Origin of the sequence: Flavobacterium bernardetii (genome assembly GCF_011305415.1) — a bacterium.
GTDB lineage: Bacteria > Bacteroidota > Bacteroidia > Flavobacteriales > Flavobacteriaceae > Flavobacterium > Flavobacterium bernardetii.
In genome coordinates this window covers 757,037-773,611 of the sequence record NZ_JAANOQ010000001.1, presented here as the reverse complement: position 1 = coordinate 773,611, position 16,575 = coordinate 757,037, and the positions used below count along the sequence as shown (strand labels likewise).

16 protein-coding genes are annotated in these 16,575 nt (G+C 31.0%); 8 read left to right on the top strand and 8 right to left on the bottom strand.

What is annotated here, in order from left to right:
- Positions 1 to 9: 9 nt before the first annotated feature.
- Both G6N05_RS03725 and G6N05_RS03720 read right to left on the bottom strand, forming a co-directional pair.
- Entirely contained in the window at positions 10 to 1,053 is a 1,044-nt protein-coding gene (locus tag G6N05_RS03725; protein WP_166125204.1) for an RluA family pseudouridine synthase, read from the bottom strand.
- Positions 1,053 to 1,673 carry a PASTA domain-containing protein gene (locus G6N05_RS03720; protein WP_166125203.1) on the bottom strand — a complete coding sequence of 207 codons (621 nt, stop codon included), beginning with the start codon at positions 1,671 to 1,673 and terminating at the stop codon, positions 1,053 to 1,055. Before G6N05_RS03720 ends, G6N05_RS03725 begins: the two co-directional genes overlap by 1 nt.
- A 79-nt stretch (positions 1,674 to 1,752) precedes the next feature.
- Here G6N05_RS03720 and G6N05_RS03715 point away from each other — a divergent pair, with 79 nt between their 5' ends.
- Positions 1,753 to 2,739: a D-alanine--D-alanine ligase gene (locus tag G6N05_RS03715; protein ID WP_166125202.1), complete on the top strand. Its 987-nt coding sequence runs from the start codon at positions 1,753 to 1,755 to the stop codon at positions 2,737 to 2,739.
- Positions 2,740 to 2,863: 124 nt separating this feature from the next.
- Positions 2,864 to 3,322, top strand: coding sequence for a pantetheine-phosphate adenylyltransferase (coaD, locus tag G6N05_RS03710; protein WP_166125201.1), 459 nt, complete (start codon positions 2,864 to 2,866; stop codon positions 3,320 to 3,322).
- A 49-nt stretch (positions 3,323 to 3,371) separates the two neighbouring features.
- On the opposite strand, the gene G6N05_RS03705 is transcribed toward coaD, so the two are convergent.
- Positions 3,372 to 4,721: a DEAD/DEAH box helicase gene (locus tag G6N05_RS03705; protein WP_166125200.1), complete on the bottom strand. Its 1,350-nt coding sequence runs from the start codon at positions 4,719 to 4,721 to the stop codon at positions 3,372 to 3,374.
- Between the two features lie 137 nt (positions 4,722 to 4,858).
- Here G6N05_RS03705 and G6N05_RS03700 point away from each other — a divergent pair, with 137 nt between their 5' ends.
- Positions 4,859 to 6,568, top strand: a complete 1,710-nt coding sequence (locus G6N05_RS03700) for a M14 family zinc carboxypeptidase (protein ID WP_187002996.1) — start codon at positions 4,859 to 4,861, stop codon at positions 6,566 to 6,568.
- Positions 6,569 to 6,636: 68 nt separating this feature from the next.
- On the opposite strand, the gene G6N05_RS03695 is transcribed toward G6N05_RS03700, so the two are convergent.
- Entirely contained in the window at positions 6,637 to 7,251 is a 615-nt protein-coding gene (locus tag G6N05_RS03695; RefSeq protein ID WP_166125199.1) for an NUDIX hydrolase, read from the bottom strand.
- Between the two features lie 7 nt (positions 7,252 to 7,258).
- Here G6N05_RS03695 and pyrE point away from each other — a divergent pair, with 7 nt between their 5' ends.
- On the top strand, positions 7,259 to 7,900 hold the full coding sequence (pyrE, locus tag G6N05_RS03690; protein WP_166125198.1) for an orotate phosphoribosyltransferase: 642 nt from the start codon (positions 7,259 to 7,261) through the stop codon (positions 7,898 to 7,900).
- Positions 7,901 to 8,001: 101 nt separating this feature from the next.
- On the opposite strand, the gene G6N05_RS03685 is transcribed toward pyrE, so the two are convergent.
- Genes G6N05_RS03685 through G6N05_RS03675 form a run of 3 tightly spaced genes read right to left on the bottom strand, consistent with a single transcriptional unit; the run spans position 8,002 to position 11,398 of the window.
- Positions 8,002 to 8,829: a CvfB family protein gene (locus G6N05_RS03685; RefSeq protein WP_166125197.1), complete on the bottom strand. Its 828-nt coding sequence runs from the start codon at positions 8,827 to 8,829 to the stop codon at positions 8,002 to 8,004.
- Between the two features lies 1 nt (position 8,830).
- The gene (locus G6N05_RS03680; protein WP_166125196.1) at positions 8,831 to 11,071 is read right to left on the bottom strand and encodes a cation:proton antiporter; all 2,241 of its coding nucleotides are present in this window, start codon (positions 11,069 to 11,071) and stop codon (positions 8,831 to 8,833) included.
- A gap of 18 nt (positions 11,072 to 11,089) precedes the next feature.
- Positions 11,090 to 11,398 (bottom strand): rhodanese-like domain-containing protein, encoded by a 309-nt coding sequence (locus G6N05_RS03675; protein WP_166125195.1) that lies wholly within the window; start codon positions 11,396 to 11,398, stop codon positions 11,090 to 11,092.
- Positions 11,399 to 11,578: 180 nt separating this feature from the next.
- On the opposite strand from G6N05_RS03675, the gene G6N05_RS03670 reads away from it, so the two are divergent.
- From G6N05_RS03670 to G6N05_RS03660, 3 genes are read left to right on the top strand one after another with little or no spacing between them, the layout of a single operon-like run.
- Entirely contained in the window at positions 11,579 to 12,031 is a 453-nt protein-coding gene (locus G6N05_RS03670) for a MarR family winged helix-turn-helix transcriptional regulator (protein WP_166125194.1), read from the top strand.
- A gap of 2 nt (positions 12,032 to 12,033) precedes the next feature.
- Positions 12,034 to 12,666, top strand: a complete 633-nt coding sequence (locus G6N05_RS03665) for an NAD(P)H-dependent oxidoreductase (RefSeq protein WP_166125193.1) — start codon at positions 12,034 to 12,036, stop codon at positions 12,664 to 12,666.
- 20 nt (positions 12,667 to 12,686) lie between these two features.
- Entirely contained in the window at positions 12,687 to 13,253 is a 567-nt protein-coding gene (locus G6N05_RS03660; protein WP_166125192.1) for a YceI family protein, read from the top strand.
- A gap of 76 nt (positions 13,254 to 13,329) precedes the next feature.
- On the opposite strand, the gene G6N05_RS03655 is transcribed toward G6N05_RS03660, so the two are convergent.
- The gene (locus tag G6N05_RS03655; RefSeq protein ID WP_166125191.1) at positions 13,330 to 13,761 is read right to left on the bottom strand and encodes a DUF1573 domain-containing protein; all 432 of its coding nucleotides are present in this window, start codon (positions 13,759 to 13,761) and stop codon (positions 13,330 to 13,332) included.
- Positions 13,762 to 13,918: 157 nt separating this feature from the next.
- On the opposite strand from G6N05_RS03655, the gene G6N05_RS03650 reads away from it, so the two are divergent.
- Positions 13,919 to 16,549, top strand: a complete 2,631-nt coding sequence (locus tag G6N05_RS03650; protein ID WP_166125190.1) for a valine--tRNA ligase — start codon at positions 13,919 to 13,921, stop codon at positions 16,547 to 16,549.
- Positions 16,550 to 16,575: the final 26 nt, after the last annotated feature.

The window sequence follows — 16,575 nt, the reverse complement described above, 5'->3', positions numbered from 1 at the left end:
TTTTATAGATTAATTCTCGTCATCAAACTGAACAGCCTTACTATATACTCTCCATTTTTCAATACAAGATGTAATTTCTTCAGGAATTTCACTTGTAAAACGTAAAAATTCTCCAGATGTAGGATGTACAAAACCTAAAGTTCTCGCGTGAAGTGCTTGTCTTGGTAAGGTTTTGAAACAATTATCAATAAATTGTTTGTATTTCGTAAACGTAGTTCCTTTCAAAATTTTATCGCCACCATATCGTTCGTCATTAAAAAGGGTGTGACCAATATATTTCATGTGTACACGAATTTGGTGTGTTCTTCCCGTTTCTAATTGGCAAGAAACTACAGTCACATAACCTAAACGCTCAATAACTTTAAAATGTGTAATCGCAGGTTTTCCTTGTTCGCCTTCTGGATAAACGTGCATTTGCATTCTATTTATCGGATGACGGTCGATATTTCCTTCAATTGTACCTTCATCTTCTTCAATATTTCCCCAAACAATGGCGTAATATTCACGTTCAGAAGTTTTTGCAGCAAATTGTTTTGTCAAATGCAACATGGCTTCTTCTGTTTTGGCAACTACTAAAAGTCCAGAAGTATCTTTATCAATTCTATGAACTAAACCAGGTCTTTCGCTGCTGTTCATTGGTAAATTATCAAAATGATACGCCAAAGCATTCACTAAAGTTCCCGAATAATTTCCGTGACCAGGATGCACTACCATTCCTGCAGGTTTGTTTACCACGATAACTTGATCATCTTCATAAACAATATCAATAGGAATGTTTTCACCTTTCAGTAAATGTTCATACGGCGGATGTTCTAACATCACACGAATTACATCGTCTGGTTTGACTTTATAATTAGATTTTACAGCTACATCGTTCACGAAAATATTTCCTGATTCTGCCGCTTTTTGAATTTTACTTCTTGTAGTATTTTCAATGCTATTCATCAAAAAAACATCAATACGCATAGCTTGTTGTCCTTTTGCTATTTCAAACCGATGGTGTTCATATAAATCTTCATCAGCCGTTTCATTCTCATCTATAAACTCTTGCATTATTTCGTAGTATCAATTTCTATATTTTGTTCTTCAACGTTTAAAGAATCTAAATCTGCATCATTAAACATGTCTTTTCCATCACCTAAAACAAAATCAATTTTAGAATTTTTCATTAACTTATCTCCTGCTTTTACAGGTTTTCCATTATAAGAAACTTCTAAAACAATATCTTTTGCTAAATCTGGAACATATTTTAATTCACCTTCCACTAAACCTAAAGCTCTTAATGCATTTGTGGCTTGGCGGAATGTTTTGTTTTTTAAATCTGGGAAAGTTATCATAGCATAACCACCAGCATTTAATTTTACGTAAATTTTACGACCATCTTTTACTTTTGAACCAGCAATTGGATCTTGTTCCACAATAGTATAAGGTGGAAATTCTGGACGAAATTCGACAGTGTCTAATAAAAAGACTTCTAATCCTTCTTCATCTAGTTTTTCTTCCGCAACTTCTAATTTCATTTTAGATAAATTAGCTACTGTAATTTCTTCTCCGTGGTTCGTACTGAAGTCTAAAAACTTCACAAACGCTACTAAAAACACGACAACTATAACTAATGCAAAAAATAAATTTTTGAAAAAGGCAAAACTGGTTAAAAACTTTCTTAAACTCATTGAAATATATTTTGGCAAATATAAGAAAAGTAAAACATTTTATGATAATTTTGTATAAAACCGAAACAAATATTTTTTTATGAACGTAGCAGTTGTAATGGGCGGATATTCAGACGAATCTGTAATTTCTTTAAGAAGCGGACAACTTATTTTGAATAACTTAAATAAAGATAAATACCAAGTTTTTGAAGTACACATCTTAAATGAAGGTTGGTATGTGAAAATGGAGGATAAAAAACTTCCAATTAATAGAGCTGATTTTTCATTTGAGAACAATGGAAATTCGATTAAGTTTGATGTTGCCGTAAACACCATTCATGGAACTCCAGGAGAAGACGGACATTTGCAATCGTATTGGGAATTGATTGATTTACCATACACAGGTTGCGGATTTTACCAAAGTGCACTAACTTTTAGTAAGCGTGACACACTTTCTGTATTAGGAAAGTTTGATATTCCGAAAGCAAATTCGATTTATATCTCTAAAGGTCAAGAAATCAATGGTCAAAAAATTGCTGACACATTAGGTTTTCCATTTTTCGTAAAACCGAATCAATCTGGAAGTAGTTTAGGCGTTTCAATGGTGAAAGAATTATCAGAATTAGATAAAGCTTTAGCATTTGCATTTGCGGAAGACAAAGATATTTTAATAGAATCACAGTTAAAGGGAACAGAAATTTCAGTTGGTGTGATGAAATTAAATGGAGTTACTAAAGTTTTAGGAACAACAGAAATAATTTCAGAAAATGATTTTTTCGATTATGAAGCCAAATATTTAGGAAAATCAAATGAGATCACTCCTGCCCGATTATCTAAAGAAGTAGAAAATAAAGTATTTGAATCTACCGCAAAAATTTATGAAGCGTTAGGAATGCAAGGATTTTCTCGTATCGATTTTATTGTGATGAACGATATTCCGCATTTTATTGAAATTAATACCAATCCAGGCTTGAGTCCGCAAAGTATTTTCCCGCAACAAGCGGCGTATGCGAATTTGAACTTTTCGGATTTATTAGATAACGAAATTAAATTGGCTTTGGAAAGAAAACCAATTTGGAAGAAATAGAATATAATGAAAAGAAAATCAATCATTTCAGATTCCAGCGGAATCAAATATTTTTAGAACAAAGAATATAGAAGATTAACCATTTCAGATTCCAGCGGAATCAAATATTTTTAGAATATTAATTATGAGAAAAGCAATATTCCCAGGTTCATTTGATCCAATTACAAACGGACATTACGATATTATTAAACGCGGTATTTCATTATTTGATGAAGTAATTGTGGCAATTGGTGTAAATGCCGAGAAAAAATACATGTTTGCTTTAGAAGACAGAAAACGTTTTATCGAAGAAACATTTAAAGACGAACCAAAAGTTCGAGTAATTACCTATACGGGTTTAACTATCGATTTATGTAAAAAAGAAAAAGCACAATTTATTTTGCGTGGTTTACGAAATCCAGCCGATTTTGAATTCGAAAAAGCCATTGCTCATACTAACAGACGTTTGTCCAAAATCGAAACCGTGTTTTTGTTAACTGCTGCAAACACGTCTTATATTTCATCAAGTATTGTTCGTGATGTGTTAAGAAATGGTGGCGACGCTTCGCCTTTTGTACCAGATTCGGTGGTTTGCAAAATATAAAGCATAAAAAAACCTTCAAGTTTATCTTCTTGAAGGTTTTTTAATTTAATTACTCTTCTAATGCGTTTTTAACAACGTCTCGGGCAACTTCAATTTTATATTTTTTGCCTTTCATTTTTTCGTCCTTAATATTTTGAAGTAATGGTGCCACTTTAGCATATTTTACTGCAGCAAACGATACGAAATCTTTGACTTCAATTAAACCTAAATCGCCTTTTTCTAATTTTCCTTTTTGAGAAAAGAAACCTACAATATCAATTTTATTTAATTTGTTTTTCTTTCCACCACTAATATAAATGGTTTTAAATTCTGGTGGTTTCGGAATTACACTATAATTAGATACGTCAATTTTTTTAATATCATAATCGATATAATCCACCTTTTTCTCACTTTCGTGAATAATAATGTAAGCGGTTCCAGAAGCCATCATACGTGCGGTACGACCATTTCTATGTGTGAATTCATCCACTTTTGAAGGCAAATGATAATGAATTACATTTTTCATTTCTGGAATATCTAATCCACGAGCCCCTAAATCGGTTGTGATTAAATACGAAATACTTCCGTTTCTAAACTGAATCAAAGCACGTTCACGTTCTTCTTGTTCTAAACCACCATGGTAAAATACAGAGAATATTCCTTTATCATTTAAATAATCGCTAATTCTTTCTACAGCTTCACGATGATTACAGAAGATAATTGCATTCTGAGATTTCAATGAACAGATTAAATGAAACAATGAATTAACCTTATCTTTTTCTTTAGAAATCACCAATTTAAAATCTAAATTAGTTTCAGTCTTTTTCTTATCGATATAATTTAAAACATTAGGTTTTTCAATTCTGGTATATTTTGGAACTTCAACTCCATCCGTTGCAGAAACTAAAATACGTTTTTCTAAATTGGTTAATTTTCCAATAATGAAACGCATTTCTTCATGAAATCCTAATTGTAACGATTTGTCAAATTCGTCTAAGATTAACATTTTAATACTTTTTGGATCAAAAGTTTCTCTTTCTAAATGATCAGCTAATCTTCCTGGAGTTCCAATTAAAACTGCTGGTGGATTGCTTAAATTTTTTATTTCTGTTTCGATAGAATGGCCACCATAGCAAATGTTGACTTTAAAAGTAGTCGACATTTTTTTCCAAACTTGTTCAATTTGTAGACCTAATTCACGCGAAGGTACAATAATCATACATTGTACTTTATTATTATCTTCTTCTAAAAGTTGAAAAATAGGTAATAAAAAAGCTAATGTTTTCCCTGAACCTGTTGGCGAAAGCAATACTACGTCAGAATCAATCAATATTGATGTTTCTGCAGCAACTTGCATTTTATTTAAACTTTCGATACCTAAATTCGAAAGTATATTGTTGGAATGTAAATTTTTATTCATGGGGCAAAGATAATTTTAATTTGCCAATATTCAATTTCTCAATGTTCAATTATATGTTATTATAAATATTTGAATTTGATTTTTGCCTTTGAAATTGCCATTTAATATCCTTACTTTTGGAATTCAAATATATAACTATGCGTTTTATTCTACTATTTATGTTTACTTCACTGTTAGTAAACGCTCAAAATAATCCATTAACACCATTCGAAAAAGGAAATAAAAATCAATCTACAACCTATGAAGAATGTATTTCATTTTATCAAGTATTAGATTCGAATTCAGATAAAATTGAAATGAAAACGATGGGTTTAACAGATAGTGGAAAACCATTACATATTGTAGTTTTTTCTGAGAATAAAGATTTTTCATTCAATCAGAATAAAGCAATTTTATTAGTCAATAACGGAATTCATCCAGGAGAACCAGATGGAATCGATGCGACAATGATGTTGATACGAGATTTGGCCAATGCAAAAATAAAAGTTCCTAAAAACACAATAGTTGTTGCCATTCCGGTTTATAATATAGATGGAATGTTAAACCGAAATTCCTTTTCAAGAGCCAATCAAAACGGACCAGAAGCCTACGGATTTAGAGGAAATGGAAGAAATTACGATTTAAATAGAGATTTTATAAAATCGGATACTCGAAATTCAAGAAGTTTTCAAGAGTTATTTCATACCGTTAATCCAGATGTTTTTTTAGACAATCACGTTTCTAATGGTGCCGATTATCAATATACGTTTACTTGTATTGCTACTCAACATGAACGTTTAGGTGAGAAATTAGGTGACTTTTTCAAAAATGAAATGTATCCAGAAATGGTAAAAGACATGCAGAAAAAGAAAATTGATGTGGTTCCGTATGTGAATATTCACGGCGCAAAACCAGATTTAGGTTACGAACAATTTACTGATACTCCGCGATATGCAACTGGTTACACTACTCTATTCAACACCTTAGGATTTGTACCAGAAACGCACATGTTAAAGCCTTATAAAGATCGTGTAAAAACGACTTATGAATTTATGGTAACAACGATAAATTATACCGATGCGAATTGGGAAAAAATCAAACAAATAAGAAAAGACAATTTAGAAAGTTTTAAAGCTGGAAATCAATATCCGTTACATTGGACAATAGATTCTACAAAAGTATCTTACATGGATTTTAAAGGTTTTGAAGGCGGTTACAAACCAAGTGACATTTCTGGAAAAGACAGATTATATTACGACAGAAGTAAACCTTTTACCAAAAAAATTCCGTTTTATGGAAATTTCAAACCCACGAAATTTGTAACTATACCGAAATATTATGTTTTGCCACAAAGTCAATGGCAAATTATTGAATTACTGAAATTGAACAACATAGCAATGACACAAATTTCTCAAAATGAAATAATTGAAGTCGAAATTTATAAAATCGATACGTATCAAACTGGGAAAAATGCGTATGAAGGTCATTACGGACATTATAATACTACTGTCAAAAAAAATGTAGAGAAAATGGAATTTAGAGTGGGCGATTATAAAATTTCAACCAATCAATTAGGTGTGAAATATTTGTTGGAAACTTTAGAGCCAGAAGCGGTTGATTCTTATTTTAATTGGAATTTTTTCGATACGATTTTACAACAAAAAGAAGGGTATTCTAGTTATGTTTTTGAAGATTTAGCGAAACAAATTTTAGATGAAAATCCAACTTTAAAACAAGAATTCGAAGCTAAAAAACAAACAGATAAAGCTTTCGCAGAAAACGGCGGAGATCAATTATATTGGGTGTATAAACATTCTAAATACTTTGAAAAAGCGTTTATGATGTATCCGGTTTTTAGAGTGAATTAAAAAATTAGCCAATTTTCAATTTGTCAATGTGCCATTTTCTAAACAATAATACTAATTGGCATATTGTCTTATTTTCCAATTGACACATTAGCATTTTCACTTTCAAACAACAACTTAATATTTTCGTAAGAATTACCAAGAGCAGCTTCAATTTCTGAGGGTTTAAGCCAAACGGCTTTTGAGATGCCTTCTTTTTCTTGCGGACAAGTTGGTCCTGTGAAATTCGTTTCCATTTTAAACCAATAGGTAATTTTTAATTTAAAACTTCCGTTACGTTTAAAAATATGATAGGTTTTTTGTAGTTTGTCTGTAATTTTTAAGCCTGAAACTCCGGTTTCTTCTTCTACTTCACGCATAGCAGCGTTTTCAATCGTTTCGTCTTTTTCAATACCACCTTTTGGTAAATCCCATTTTCCGTTTCTGAAAATAAACAGAACTTCGCCATTAGCATTAAAAACTAATCCTCCACCAGCTTTTGCCACAGGTATTTTAGATTTCAAAGTCTTCATAATCAACTTTTCATCTGAATGATATAAGTAGGCACTTTGTATTTTATTCAAAAATAATTCTGAGATTACTTTTGGAATATTTACCGTTTCCAACAAATAAATTTTAAAATTTGTTTCCTTTTCAAACTTATTTGTCAAAAAAAGTGGTTTCTCGTTTACAAAAACTTTATACATTTGCAATATGATATTTAACAACAACACAGCACAACAAACAGCCGAATTGCTTTTACAAATAAACGCAATTAAATTGAATTCTAAAAATCCTTTTACTTGGGCTTCTGGCTGGAAAAGTCCAATTTATTGTGATAACCGTATAACGCTTTCGTTTCCAGCGGTTAGAAATTATATTCGAGATGAATTTGTAAAGCAAATTGAAGACAAATTTGGTCGTCCAGACGTTATTGCAGGGGTTGCAACAGGTGCAATTGGTATCGGAATCTTAGTAGCAGAAGCTATGGGATTGCCTTTTGTGTATGTTCGTCCAGAAGCAAAAAAGCATGGAAGACAAAATCAAGTGGAAGGTTTTTTACAAAAAGGTCAGACCGTAATTGTCGTAGAAGATTTAATTTCAACTGGCGGAAGTAGTCTAATGGCAGTAGAAGCTTTACGTAATGAAGGCGCTAATGTTAAAGGTATGGCAGCGATTTTTACGTATGGTTTTCCTATTTCTGAAGAAAAGATTGCGGAAGCAAAATTAGAGGTTTACACGTTAAGTAATTACCAAAACTTAATTGAGAAAGCAGTTGAGAAAAAATATGTTTCGGAAGAAGAATTAGAAACATTACAATCTTGGAACAGTAATCCTAGTGAGTGGGGAAAATAATTTTTTGATTTACGATTTACGATTTACGAATTTAGATTTACGAATAATTAAAATAAAAAAACGTCCCGATATTTCGAGACGTTTTTTTATTTTATATGATATTAAACCAACTGAATTCCTTCGTTATTGATATCAATAAGTTTTTGTTTGTATAAACTTCCAATCGCTTTTTTAAATGTTTTCTTACTCATTTTCATAACCGATTTAATTTCTTCTGGATGACTGTTGTCATTCAAACGTAAAACACCATCGTTTTGTTTTAAGGCTTCTAAAACTTGTTGTGCAGAATCGTCAATTGCTTCAAAACCTTGCTTTTGGAAAGACACATCAATTTTTCCGTCAGGACGAATTGTTTTAATGTAACCTTTGGTTTTATATCCTGGAGAAACCGTTTCAAAAACTTCATTTTGATACGCTAATCCTCTAAATTTTCCGTTGATAATTACGTTGATACCGATTTCAGTAATATGTGAAACCATTAAATCTACTTCTTGACCTACTTCAACATCTAAAGGTTCTTTATCCAAAAACTGATTGATTTTACTTGATGCCGCTAACCTACCCGTTTGTTTGTCTAAATACATCGTTACAATATAACGCTTGTCTTTTTCCATTGGGCGAGCTTGTTCTTTGAACGGAACAAACAAATCTTTTTCCATTCCCCAATTTAAAAAGGCACCAAACTTATTGATGTAATTTACTTTTAAAACCGCAAACGAATTTAAGGTAATTAATGGTTTAATTGTCGTGGCAACTGGACGCTCTTCGTGATCTAAATATACGAAAACGGTAATGTCATCGCCAATTGTAAAATCGTTTGGAACGTATTTATTTGGCAACAAAACATCGTCTGTCGCGTTAACTAAAAACAATCCAACTTTTGTTTCTCTATCTATTTTTAATGTGTGGTACACACCTATTTGTAACATATTATGGTTTTATTATTAAAAGTGATGGCGTATTATTTAACCAAACACTTCTGGTATCAATTAGTTTTTTCCAACTATCAATACTCATGATTAATAAATCTTGTTCTTTTAAGAAATCTTTTTCTAATTTTGAAGAATGTATCACTTTTACATTTTCATGTGTGATTTTATTCTCTTCATTTACAATATCATACGTGTCAAAAATTGAAATCTTAGCTTGAGAATTCTTCTTTAGTAATTTTACGTAATCCAATAAAAATTGATCTGCTGCATTGAATAAAATTACGGAAATATTCTCGGTTTTTATTAAATTCTTATCGACATAAATTCCTAATGGCACTTCTGTCTTATTAATGATTGCTTGCGTTTTGTCATCAAAATAATTGATTTCAAACAACTTTTCTTTTCCTGTAAACGTGTTTAATAAATTTTCAGGATTGATGAATTTAGAAGTAATTCCTAATACTTTTCCTAAAAGCGTTCCTTCAAAAATAGAAGAACCAATGTTGATTAACACTAAATCGAATTCTCCTTTATTACCTACTTCAACAATATCAGAATCAATATCACGAGAAGCTTTAAAAAGCGTTTCTACTTTACGATTTAATTTATTAGCTTCTTTTAAAACAGGTTTGAAACTCTCTCGTTCGTATTCTTCAATTTTATAAGGATTTACCTCATTTGTTGAAGAAATGTACATCGCAGTTATCGATTGTTTTTCCTTATCTATACTGATAAAATTATTTGCGACTTTCAACAAATGCTTTCCATCTTCTGGATTTTCGAAAGAAACTAAAACTTTATATTCTAAATTATCTGCGTTTGTTGTTGGAACAAGTGTCTTTCTTCTTTTAAATACAAAATCAATTAAATTTAAAGCTGGACCCGTCATAAAAGTTGTTGCTAAAGCCATTATGACCATCATCGCAAAAACTTCTTTGGTTAACACACCTAAATCGTAACCAATATTTAACACTACTAGTTCCATCAAACCACGCGTATTCATTAAAGCACCAATAGTTAAACTATCACGCCAATTTTGACCTACAAATTTTGCCGCTAAAGCACTTCCTATAAATTTACCGACAACGGCTACTAAAATAATTAAACCACAAACTTTCCATAATTCTGGACTGTTTAGTAAGCCAATTTCTGTTCTTAAACCTGTGAATACGAAGAATAAAGGTAATAAAACCACTAAAGAAACATCTTCAATTTTCTCGATAAACATTTTTCTAAACTTCATGTTATCTGGCATAATTACACCCGCAACGAAAGCTCCGAATAAGGCGTGAATACCAATAATTTCAGTTAAATAAGACGAAATTAATAACGTTAAAAAGAAAATTGCAACAACAGGTTTTGTGATTTTTTCTGCGGTATCATATAAATTTCCAATTCTACGCAAAAATGGTCTTACTAATTTTATCATTGTCACTACATAAACAAATGACAATACAATTATGTATAATGAACTTGTGATAGAACCGGCTTTTACAATAGCAATAACTCCAGCTAATAAACACCATGCGGTAATATCATCAGCAGCAGCACAAGTAATAACCATGGCTCCAATTCTTGTTTTTTGCAAACCTCTTTCTTGAACAATTCTTGCTAAAACTGGAAAAGCGGTAATACTCATCGCAATTCCTAAAAATAATCCGAAAGAAAGAAATTCAACTCCTTTTGGTGCGAAGTTTGTGTAAATTGAATACGCCAAAACTAATCCTAATGTAAAAGGAATAATTATACTTGCATGGCTAATAATTACAGCTTCTTTAGCTTTATTACGAAGTACTTTTAGGTCTAACTCCATTCCAACAACAAACATGAAGAAGATTAAACCAATCTGACTTAAAAATTTTAAATTATCTAATGAAGAATCTGGAAATAAAAGAACTGAAAATTCAGGTAAATAACTTCCAAAAAAGGATGGCCCTAATACAATTCCGGCAATAATTTCACCAATTACTGTAGGTTGGCCAATTTTTTTACAAATTAATCCGAAAAATCTTGCTACTAAAATAATGGTAACAATTTGAGCTAATAAAATAGCTAAAGGATGTGTTAGATTATGATGCAAAGAATCAAGAAAATCCTGATAGTCTGAATTACCAGTAGAAACTACTTTTAAAACATCAGGTTTTTCTAATAATTTTCCATTTTTTAATGTCCAATATATTAAGGCAGAAAAAATACCTACAACAATTAAATAAAAGAAGCTATTTTTATAATTCTTCATTAAGAAATAGTACTAAATTTAGTTCTCAATAGGTCCTTCCCATTGTGAAATACCACCAACAAGGTTGTATGTTTTTTCAAAACCTAATTGTTTCATAATGCCACAAGCTTGAGCGCTTCTACCACCAGCAAGACAATATACAAAATAAGTTTTGTCTTTATCTAATTCTTCAACTTGGTAAATAAAACCTTGTCCTTTGTAAATATCTATATTAATAGCGCCTGGAATAATTCCGTTTGCTACTTCATCTTCTGTTCTAACATCTAAAATTACTGCGTTTTCAGTGGTTAAAAAACCTTCCCACCACTCTATTTGGTCTAAATTCATATATTTTATATTTTGCTCAAATTTACAACAAGAATTCAGATATAAAAATTTATTTTCAGTTGAGTAATCTGATTCTCTTTATTTTAAAGTTCTAAATTAAATTTAACAAAAAAATCAACAACATTTGTATATACAAATAAAATAAAAGCATTACATTTGTCCCGACAAATAACAACTGTTATGAAAATTGAAGAAGAAATAAAAAGTACAGTAGAATTATCATTGGCTAAAAAAGTGCTATTAAATTTATCATTTACAAGAAACATTATAGGTGATAAATTTTTAGAAATACTTAAACCTTATGATTTATCAAGCGAACAGTATAATGTGTTACGCATTTTAAGGGGTCAGAAAGGAAAACCTGCAAATATGTCGGTAATTCAGGAAAGAATGATTTCTAAAAATAGTAATACTACTAGATTGGTAGACAAATTGATAATTAAAGAATTAGTTATTAGAAAAATTTGTCCGTCAAATAAAAGAAAAATGGAAATTACTATTACAGAAAAAGGTTTAGAAGTGTTAGAAACTTTAGATCCAATTGTAGTTGAACACGAAAATAGCTTAGCAAGTAAATTAACAACAGAAGAATTAACCCTATTAAATGAATTATTAGAAAAATACAGAAATTAATTATGAGCACATTTATAGAAAATCAGAATTGGCGTTATGCCACAAAAAAATTCAATAGCGAGAAAAAAGTATCTGAAACAGATTTAGAAATTTTAAAAGATGCTATTCAATTATCATCTTCTTCATTTGGATTACAACCTTATAAAGTTTTAATCGTAGAAAACGAAGAAATTAGAAAACAATTGCAACCTGCATCTTGGGGACAAAGTCAAATTGTAGACGCTTCTCACCTATTAGTTTTCGCTAACATTACAAATATTGATGCTGATTATATTAATAATTATGCAGAAAATATGGCAACAACTAGAAATATTCCATTGGAAAGTGTAAAAGGTTATGCTGATTTTATGATTGGAAATATTACTAGTTTAACTCCAGAACAACAAAATATTTGGACAGCAAAACAAACGTATTTAGCTTTAGGGAATTTATTAAATGCTGCCGCTGAATTAAAAATTGACGTTACGCCAATGGAAGGTTTTGTACCAGATCAATACGACGAAATTTTAGGCTTAAAAGAAAAAGGTTTACACGCAACTTTAGTTGCAACTGTTGGTTACAGACATCATGAAGATGATACGCAACATTATATTAAAGTAAGAAAACCAAAATCAGAATTATTCGAAACAATTTAATAACTTAATATCTAACAAAAATGAAAAATTTAAAAACAATTGCAGTAGCATTAGTAGCATTCGTATCTTTTACAGCAAATGCACAAACAAAGAAAATCAACGTATCAAAAAGTGGTATCGTTTGGACAGGTAAAAAAGTAACTGGTTCACATACAGGAACAATCAATTTACAAGATGGTGCATTAGTATTCAAAGGAAAAGTTTTAAAAGGTGGAACTTTTAATGTGGATATGACTACAATTAATACTACAGATTTAAAAGCTGGTCAAGGTAAAGAAAATTTAGATGGACATTTAAAAGCTGAAGATTTCTTTGGTGTTGAAAAACACAAAACAGCAAACTTAGTTTTCAAAAATATTAGCGGTAAAGGAAAAGGTTTATATACTGTAACTGCAGATTTAACTATCAAAGGAATTACTAATCCAATCACTTTTGATATTACAGTTAAAGGAAACACTGCAACTACAACTTTAAAAGTTGATAGAACTAAATATGACATTAAATACGGTTCAGGTTCATTTTTCTCTGACTTAGGAGACAAAACAATCAATGACGAATTTGAATTAAAAGTAAACTTAGCTTGGTAATTATCAAACTATAGTAAAACAAAAAAGTCCTCTCGTTTTTTGGAACGAGAGGACTTTTTTTTATATAAAATCTTTTTTATCTAGAAAGTGGTCCTGGTGCCTTTTTTTCTAAAATACTTTTTTCTTCTTTTACTAAAACGGTTCCTTTAATTCTTAAAGCGACCATTCCGTTTTCTTTATTAACTGCATTAGTTTCAACTGTAATTGTTTTACTAATTGGACCTGGATTCATGTTGTATTGTACTTCAATAACTCCTTTTTTTCCTGGCGCAATTGGCTCGGTTGGTTTTGTTGGAACTGTACAGCCACAACTACTTTTCGCGTCTTTAATAATTAAAGGTTCATTTCCTGTGTTGGTGAATTCAAAGGTTCTTTTACCTGAATCTACACCTTTATATACTTCACCATAATTAATGGTCTCTTCTTTAAATTCAATTTTAGCACCATTTTGTGCATTTGCTGAAAAACCAGCTGCCATTAAAACTAAAATAAATACTAACTTTTTCATCTTTTATAATAATTTGAGAATTGTAAAAATATGTTTTTTAAACTAACTAACAAAAAGTAAATACATTTTTTTTATTCTGTTTTATATAATTACTTTTGCAGATATAATTCAAAAATTATACCAAAGACACTTATTATTTACAAAAAACAATATATAAATGATACCAGCCCAATTTGATGCCAAAGCCGTAGAACAAAAATGGTACGAGTACTGGATGAAAAACAATTATTTTCATTCTACTCCAGATCACAGAACACCATATACTATTGTAATTCCTCCACCAAATGTAACTGGAGTTTTACACATGGGACATATGTTGAACAATACGATTCAAGATGTGTTAATTCGTCGTGCACGATTAAAAGGTTTCAATGCTTGTTGGGTTCCTGGTACAGACCACGCTTCTATTGCGACTGAAGCAAAAGTTGTAGCAAAATTAAAATCGGAAGGCATTGATAAATTCGATTTAACTCGAGAAGAATTTTTAAAACATGCCTACGATTGGACAGATAAATATGGTGGAACAATTTTAGAACAACTAAAACAATTAGGATGTTCTTGTGATTGGGACAGAACTAAATTTACGATGGATCCAGATATGTCGGCATCTGTAATTCGTTCGTTTGTAGATTTATACAATAAAGGTATGATTTACCGAGGTTACCGAATGGTAAACTGGGATCCGGAAGCCAAAACAACGTTATCTGACGAAGAAGTAATTTTTGAAGAACGTCAAGGAAAATTATATTACATCAAATATCAAATCGAAAATTCTTCAGATTATTTAGTGGTGGCCACTACTCGACCTGAAACTATTTTCGGAGATACTGCTATTTGTATCAATCCAAATGATGAAAGACATTTCAATTTAAAAGGAAAAAAAGCGATTGTTCCAATTTCTGGAAGAGTTATTCCTATTATTGAAGATGAATATGTGGATTTAGAATTCGGTACAGGATGTTTAAAAGTAACGCCTGCTCACGATGTGAATGATAAAACTTTAGGGGATAAACATAGTTTAGAAATTATCGATATTTTTAATGAAGATGCGACTCTAAACTCATTCGGATTACATTATGAAGGTAAAGACAGATTCGTAGTTCGTACAGAAATTGAAGCAGAATTGACTTCAATCAATGCTTTAGATAAAGTAGAGCAATATACTAACAATGTTGGGACTTCTGAAAGAACTAAATGTGTAATTGAACCTCGTTTATCTGATCAATGGTTCCTTAAAATGGAAGATTTGGTAAAACCAGCAATTCATGCCGTTTTAGAGTCTGACGAAATCAAATTATACCCAAGTCGTTTTAATAATACGTATGCGCATTGGTTAAATAATATTCGCGATTGGAATATTTCTCGTCAATTATGGTGGGGACAACAAATTCCAGCGTATTTCTATGGTGATGGAAAAGAAGATTTCGTTGTAGCTGAAACAAGAGAAGAAGCTTTAGCTTTAGCTAAAGAAAAAACTGCCAACTCAAAACTGACCACTGAAAACTTGCGTCAGGACGCTGACGCACTTGATACTTGGTTCTCTTCATGGTTATGGCCAATGTCAGTATTTGGTGGAATTATGGATCCAGAAAATGAAGATTTCAAATATTATTATCCAACAAACGATTTAGTAACTGGTCCGGATATTTTATTCTTCTGGGTAGCGCGTATGATTATCGCAGGTTACGAATATGCAGATGCGAAACCTTTCAAAAACGTATATTTAACAGGATTAGTTCGTGATAGTCAAGGACGAAAAATGTCTAAATCTTTAGGAAATTCTCCTGAACCATTAGGTTTAATTGAAAAATTTGGTGCAGACGGCGTTCGTGTTGGATTGTTATTAAGTGCTTCTGCTGGAAATGATATTTTATTTGACGAAGAATTATGTAATCAAGGAAAAGCGTTTACGAATAAAATTTGGAATGCGTTTAAATTGATTAAAGGTTGGGAAGTTTCTGAAACAATTCCACAACCAGAATCTTCTAAAGTAGCAATTGAATGGTACGAAGCGAAATTGCAACAAACCTTATTAGAAATTGAAGATAATTTTGAAAAATACAGATTATCTGAAGCTTTAATGGCGACTTATAAATTAGTTTGGGACGATTTCTGTTCTTGGTTTTTAGAAATGATTAAGCCTGGATACCAACAACCAATTGACAAAGCGACTTTTGAGAAAGCGATTGAAATGTTAGAAAATAATTTAAAATTATTACATCCATTTATGCCTTTCTTAACGGAAGAAATTTGGCAGCATATTGCAGAAAGAACGCCAGAACAAGCTTTAATTATAGCAGAATATCCAAAAATGACTTCAGTAAATACAGCTTTAATTGCTGATTTCGATTTCGCAACGGATGTTATTTCTGGAATTAGAACAATAAGAAAAGATAAAAATATTCCTTTCAAAGATGTGATTGAATTAAGAGTCGTGAATAATGAAAAAGCTTCTTCTTATTTCGATTCAGTTATCATGAAATTAGGAAACATTGTCGATTTAATGTACGTAACTGAAAAAGTTGACGGTGCTTTATCTTACAGAGTAAAATCTAACGAATATTTCATTCCAATTACTGGAAACATTGATGTTGAGGCTGAAATTGCAAAATTAACGGAAGAATTAAATTATATCAATGGCTTCTTAAAATCGGTACAAGTTAAATTATCGAATGAGAAATTCGTAGCTAACGCTAAACCAGAAATCATTGATAACGAACGCAAAAAAGAAGCTGATGCTTTAGCAAAAATTGCAACAATTGAGCAAAGTATTGCTGGATTGAAGTAATTAAATTTTAAATATGAAAGCCGATT

What these genes read in the sequence shown, in the direction of transcription:
- G6N05_RS03675 (WP_166125195.1), bottom strand. Translation starts at nt 11,398, where the DNA reads ATGAATTTAGACCAAATAGAGTGGTGGGAAGGTTTTTTAACCACTGAA.
- G6N05_RS03670 (WP_166125194.1), top strand. Translation starts at nt 11,579, where the DNA reads ATGAAAATTGAAGAAGAAATAAAAAGTACAGTAGAATTATCATTGGCT.
- G6N05_RS03655 (WP_166125191.1), bottom strand. Translation starts at nt 13,761, where the DNA reads ATGAAAAAGTTAGTATTTATTTTAGTTTTAATGGCAGCTGGTTTTTCA.
- pyrE (WP_166125198.1), top strand. Translation starts at nt 7,259, where the DNA reads ATGATATTTAACAACAACACAGCACAACAAACAGCCGAATTGCTTTTA.
- G6N05_RS03705 (WP_166125200.1), bottom strand. Translation starts at nt 4,721, where the DNA reads ATGAATAAAAATTTACATTCCAACAATATACTTTCGAATTTAGGTATC.
- G6N05_RS03680 (WP_166125196.1), bottom strand. Translation starts at nt 11,071, where the DNA reads ATGAAGAATTATAAAAATAGCTTCTTTTATTTAATTGTTGTAGGTATT.
- G6N05_RS03720 (WP_166125203.1), bottom strand. Translation starts at nt 1,673, where the DNA reads ATGAGTTTAAGAAAGTTTTTAACCAGTTTTGCCTTTTTCAAAAATTTA.
- G6N05_RS03695 (WP_166125199.1), bottom strand. Translation starts at nt 7,251, where the DNA reads ATGTATAAAGTTTTTGTAAACGAGAAACCACTTTTTTTGACAAATAAG.
- G6N05_RS03700 (WP_187002996.1), top strand. Translation starts at nt 4,859, where the DNA reads ATGCGTTTTATTCTACTATTTATGTTTACTTCACTGTTAGTAAACGCT.
- G6N05_RS03725 (WP_166125204.1), bottom strand. Translation starts at nt 1,053, where the DNA reads ATGCAAGAGTTTATAGATGAGAATGAAACGGCTGATGAAGATTTATAT.
- G6N05_RS03715 (WP_166125202.1), top strand. Translation starts at nt 1,753, where the DNA reads ATGAACGTAGCAGTTGTAATGGGCGGATATTCAGACGAATCTGTAATT.
- G6N05_RS03650 (WP_166125190.1), top strand. Translation starts at nt 13,919, where the DNA reads ATGATACCAGCCCAATTTGATGCCAAAGCCGTAGAACAAAAATGGTAC.
- G6N05_RS03685 (WP_166125197.1), bottom strand. Translation starts at nt 8,829, where the DNA reads ATGTTACAAATAGGTGTGTACCACACATTAAAAATAGATAGAGAAACA.
- G6N05_RS03665 (WP_166125193.1), top strand. Translation starts at nt 12,034, where the DNA reads ATGAGCACATTTATAGAAAATCAGAATTGGCGTTATGCCACAAAAAAA.
- G6N05_RS03660 (WP_166125192.1), top strand. Translation starts at nt 12,687, where the DNA reads ATGAAAAATTTAAAAACAATTGCAGTAGCATTAGTAGCATTCGTATCT.
- coaD (WP_166125201.1), top strand. Translation starts at nt 2,864, where the DNA reads ATGAGAAAAGCAATATTCCCAGGTTCATTTGATCCAATTACAAACGGA.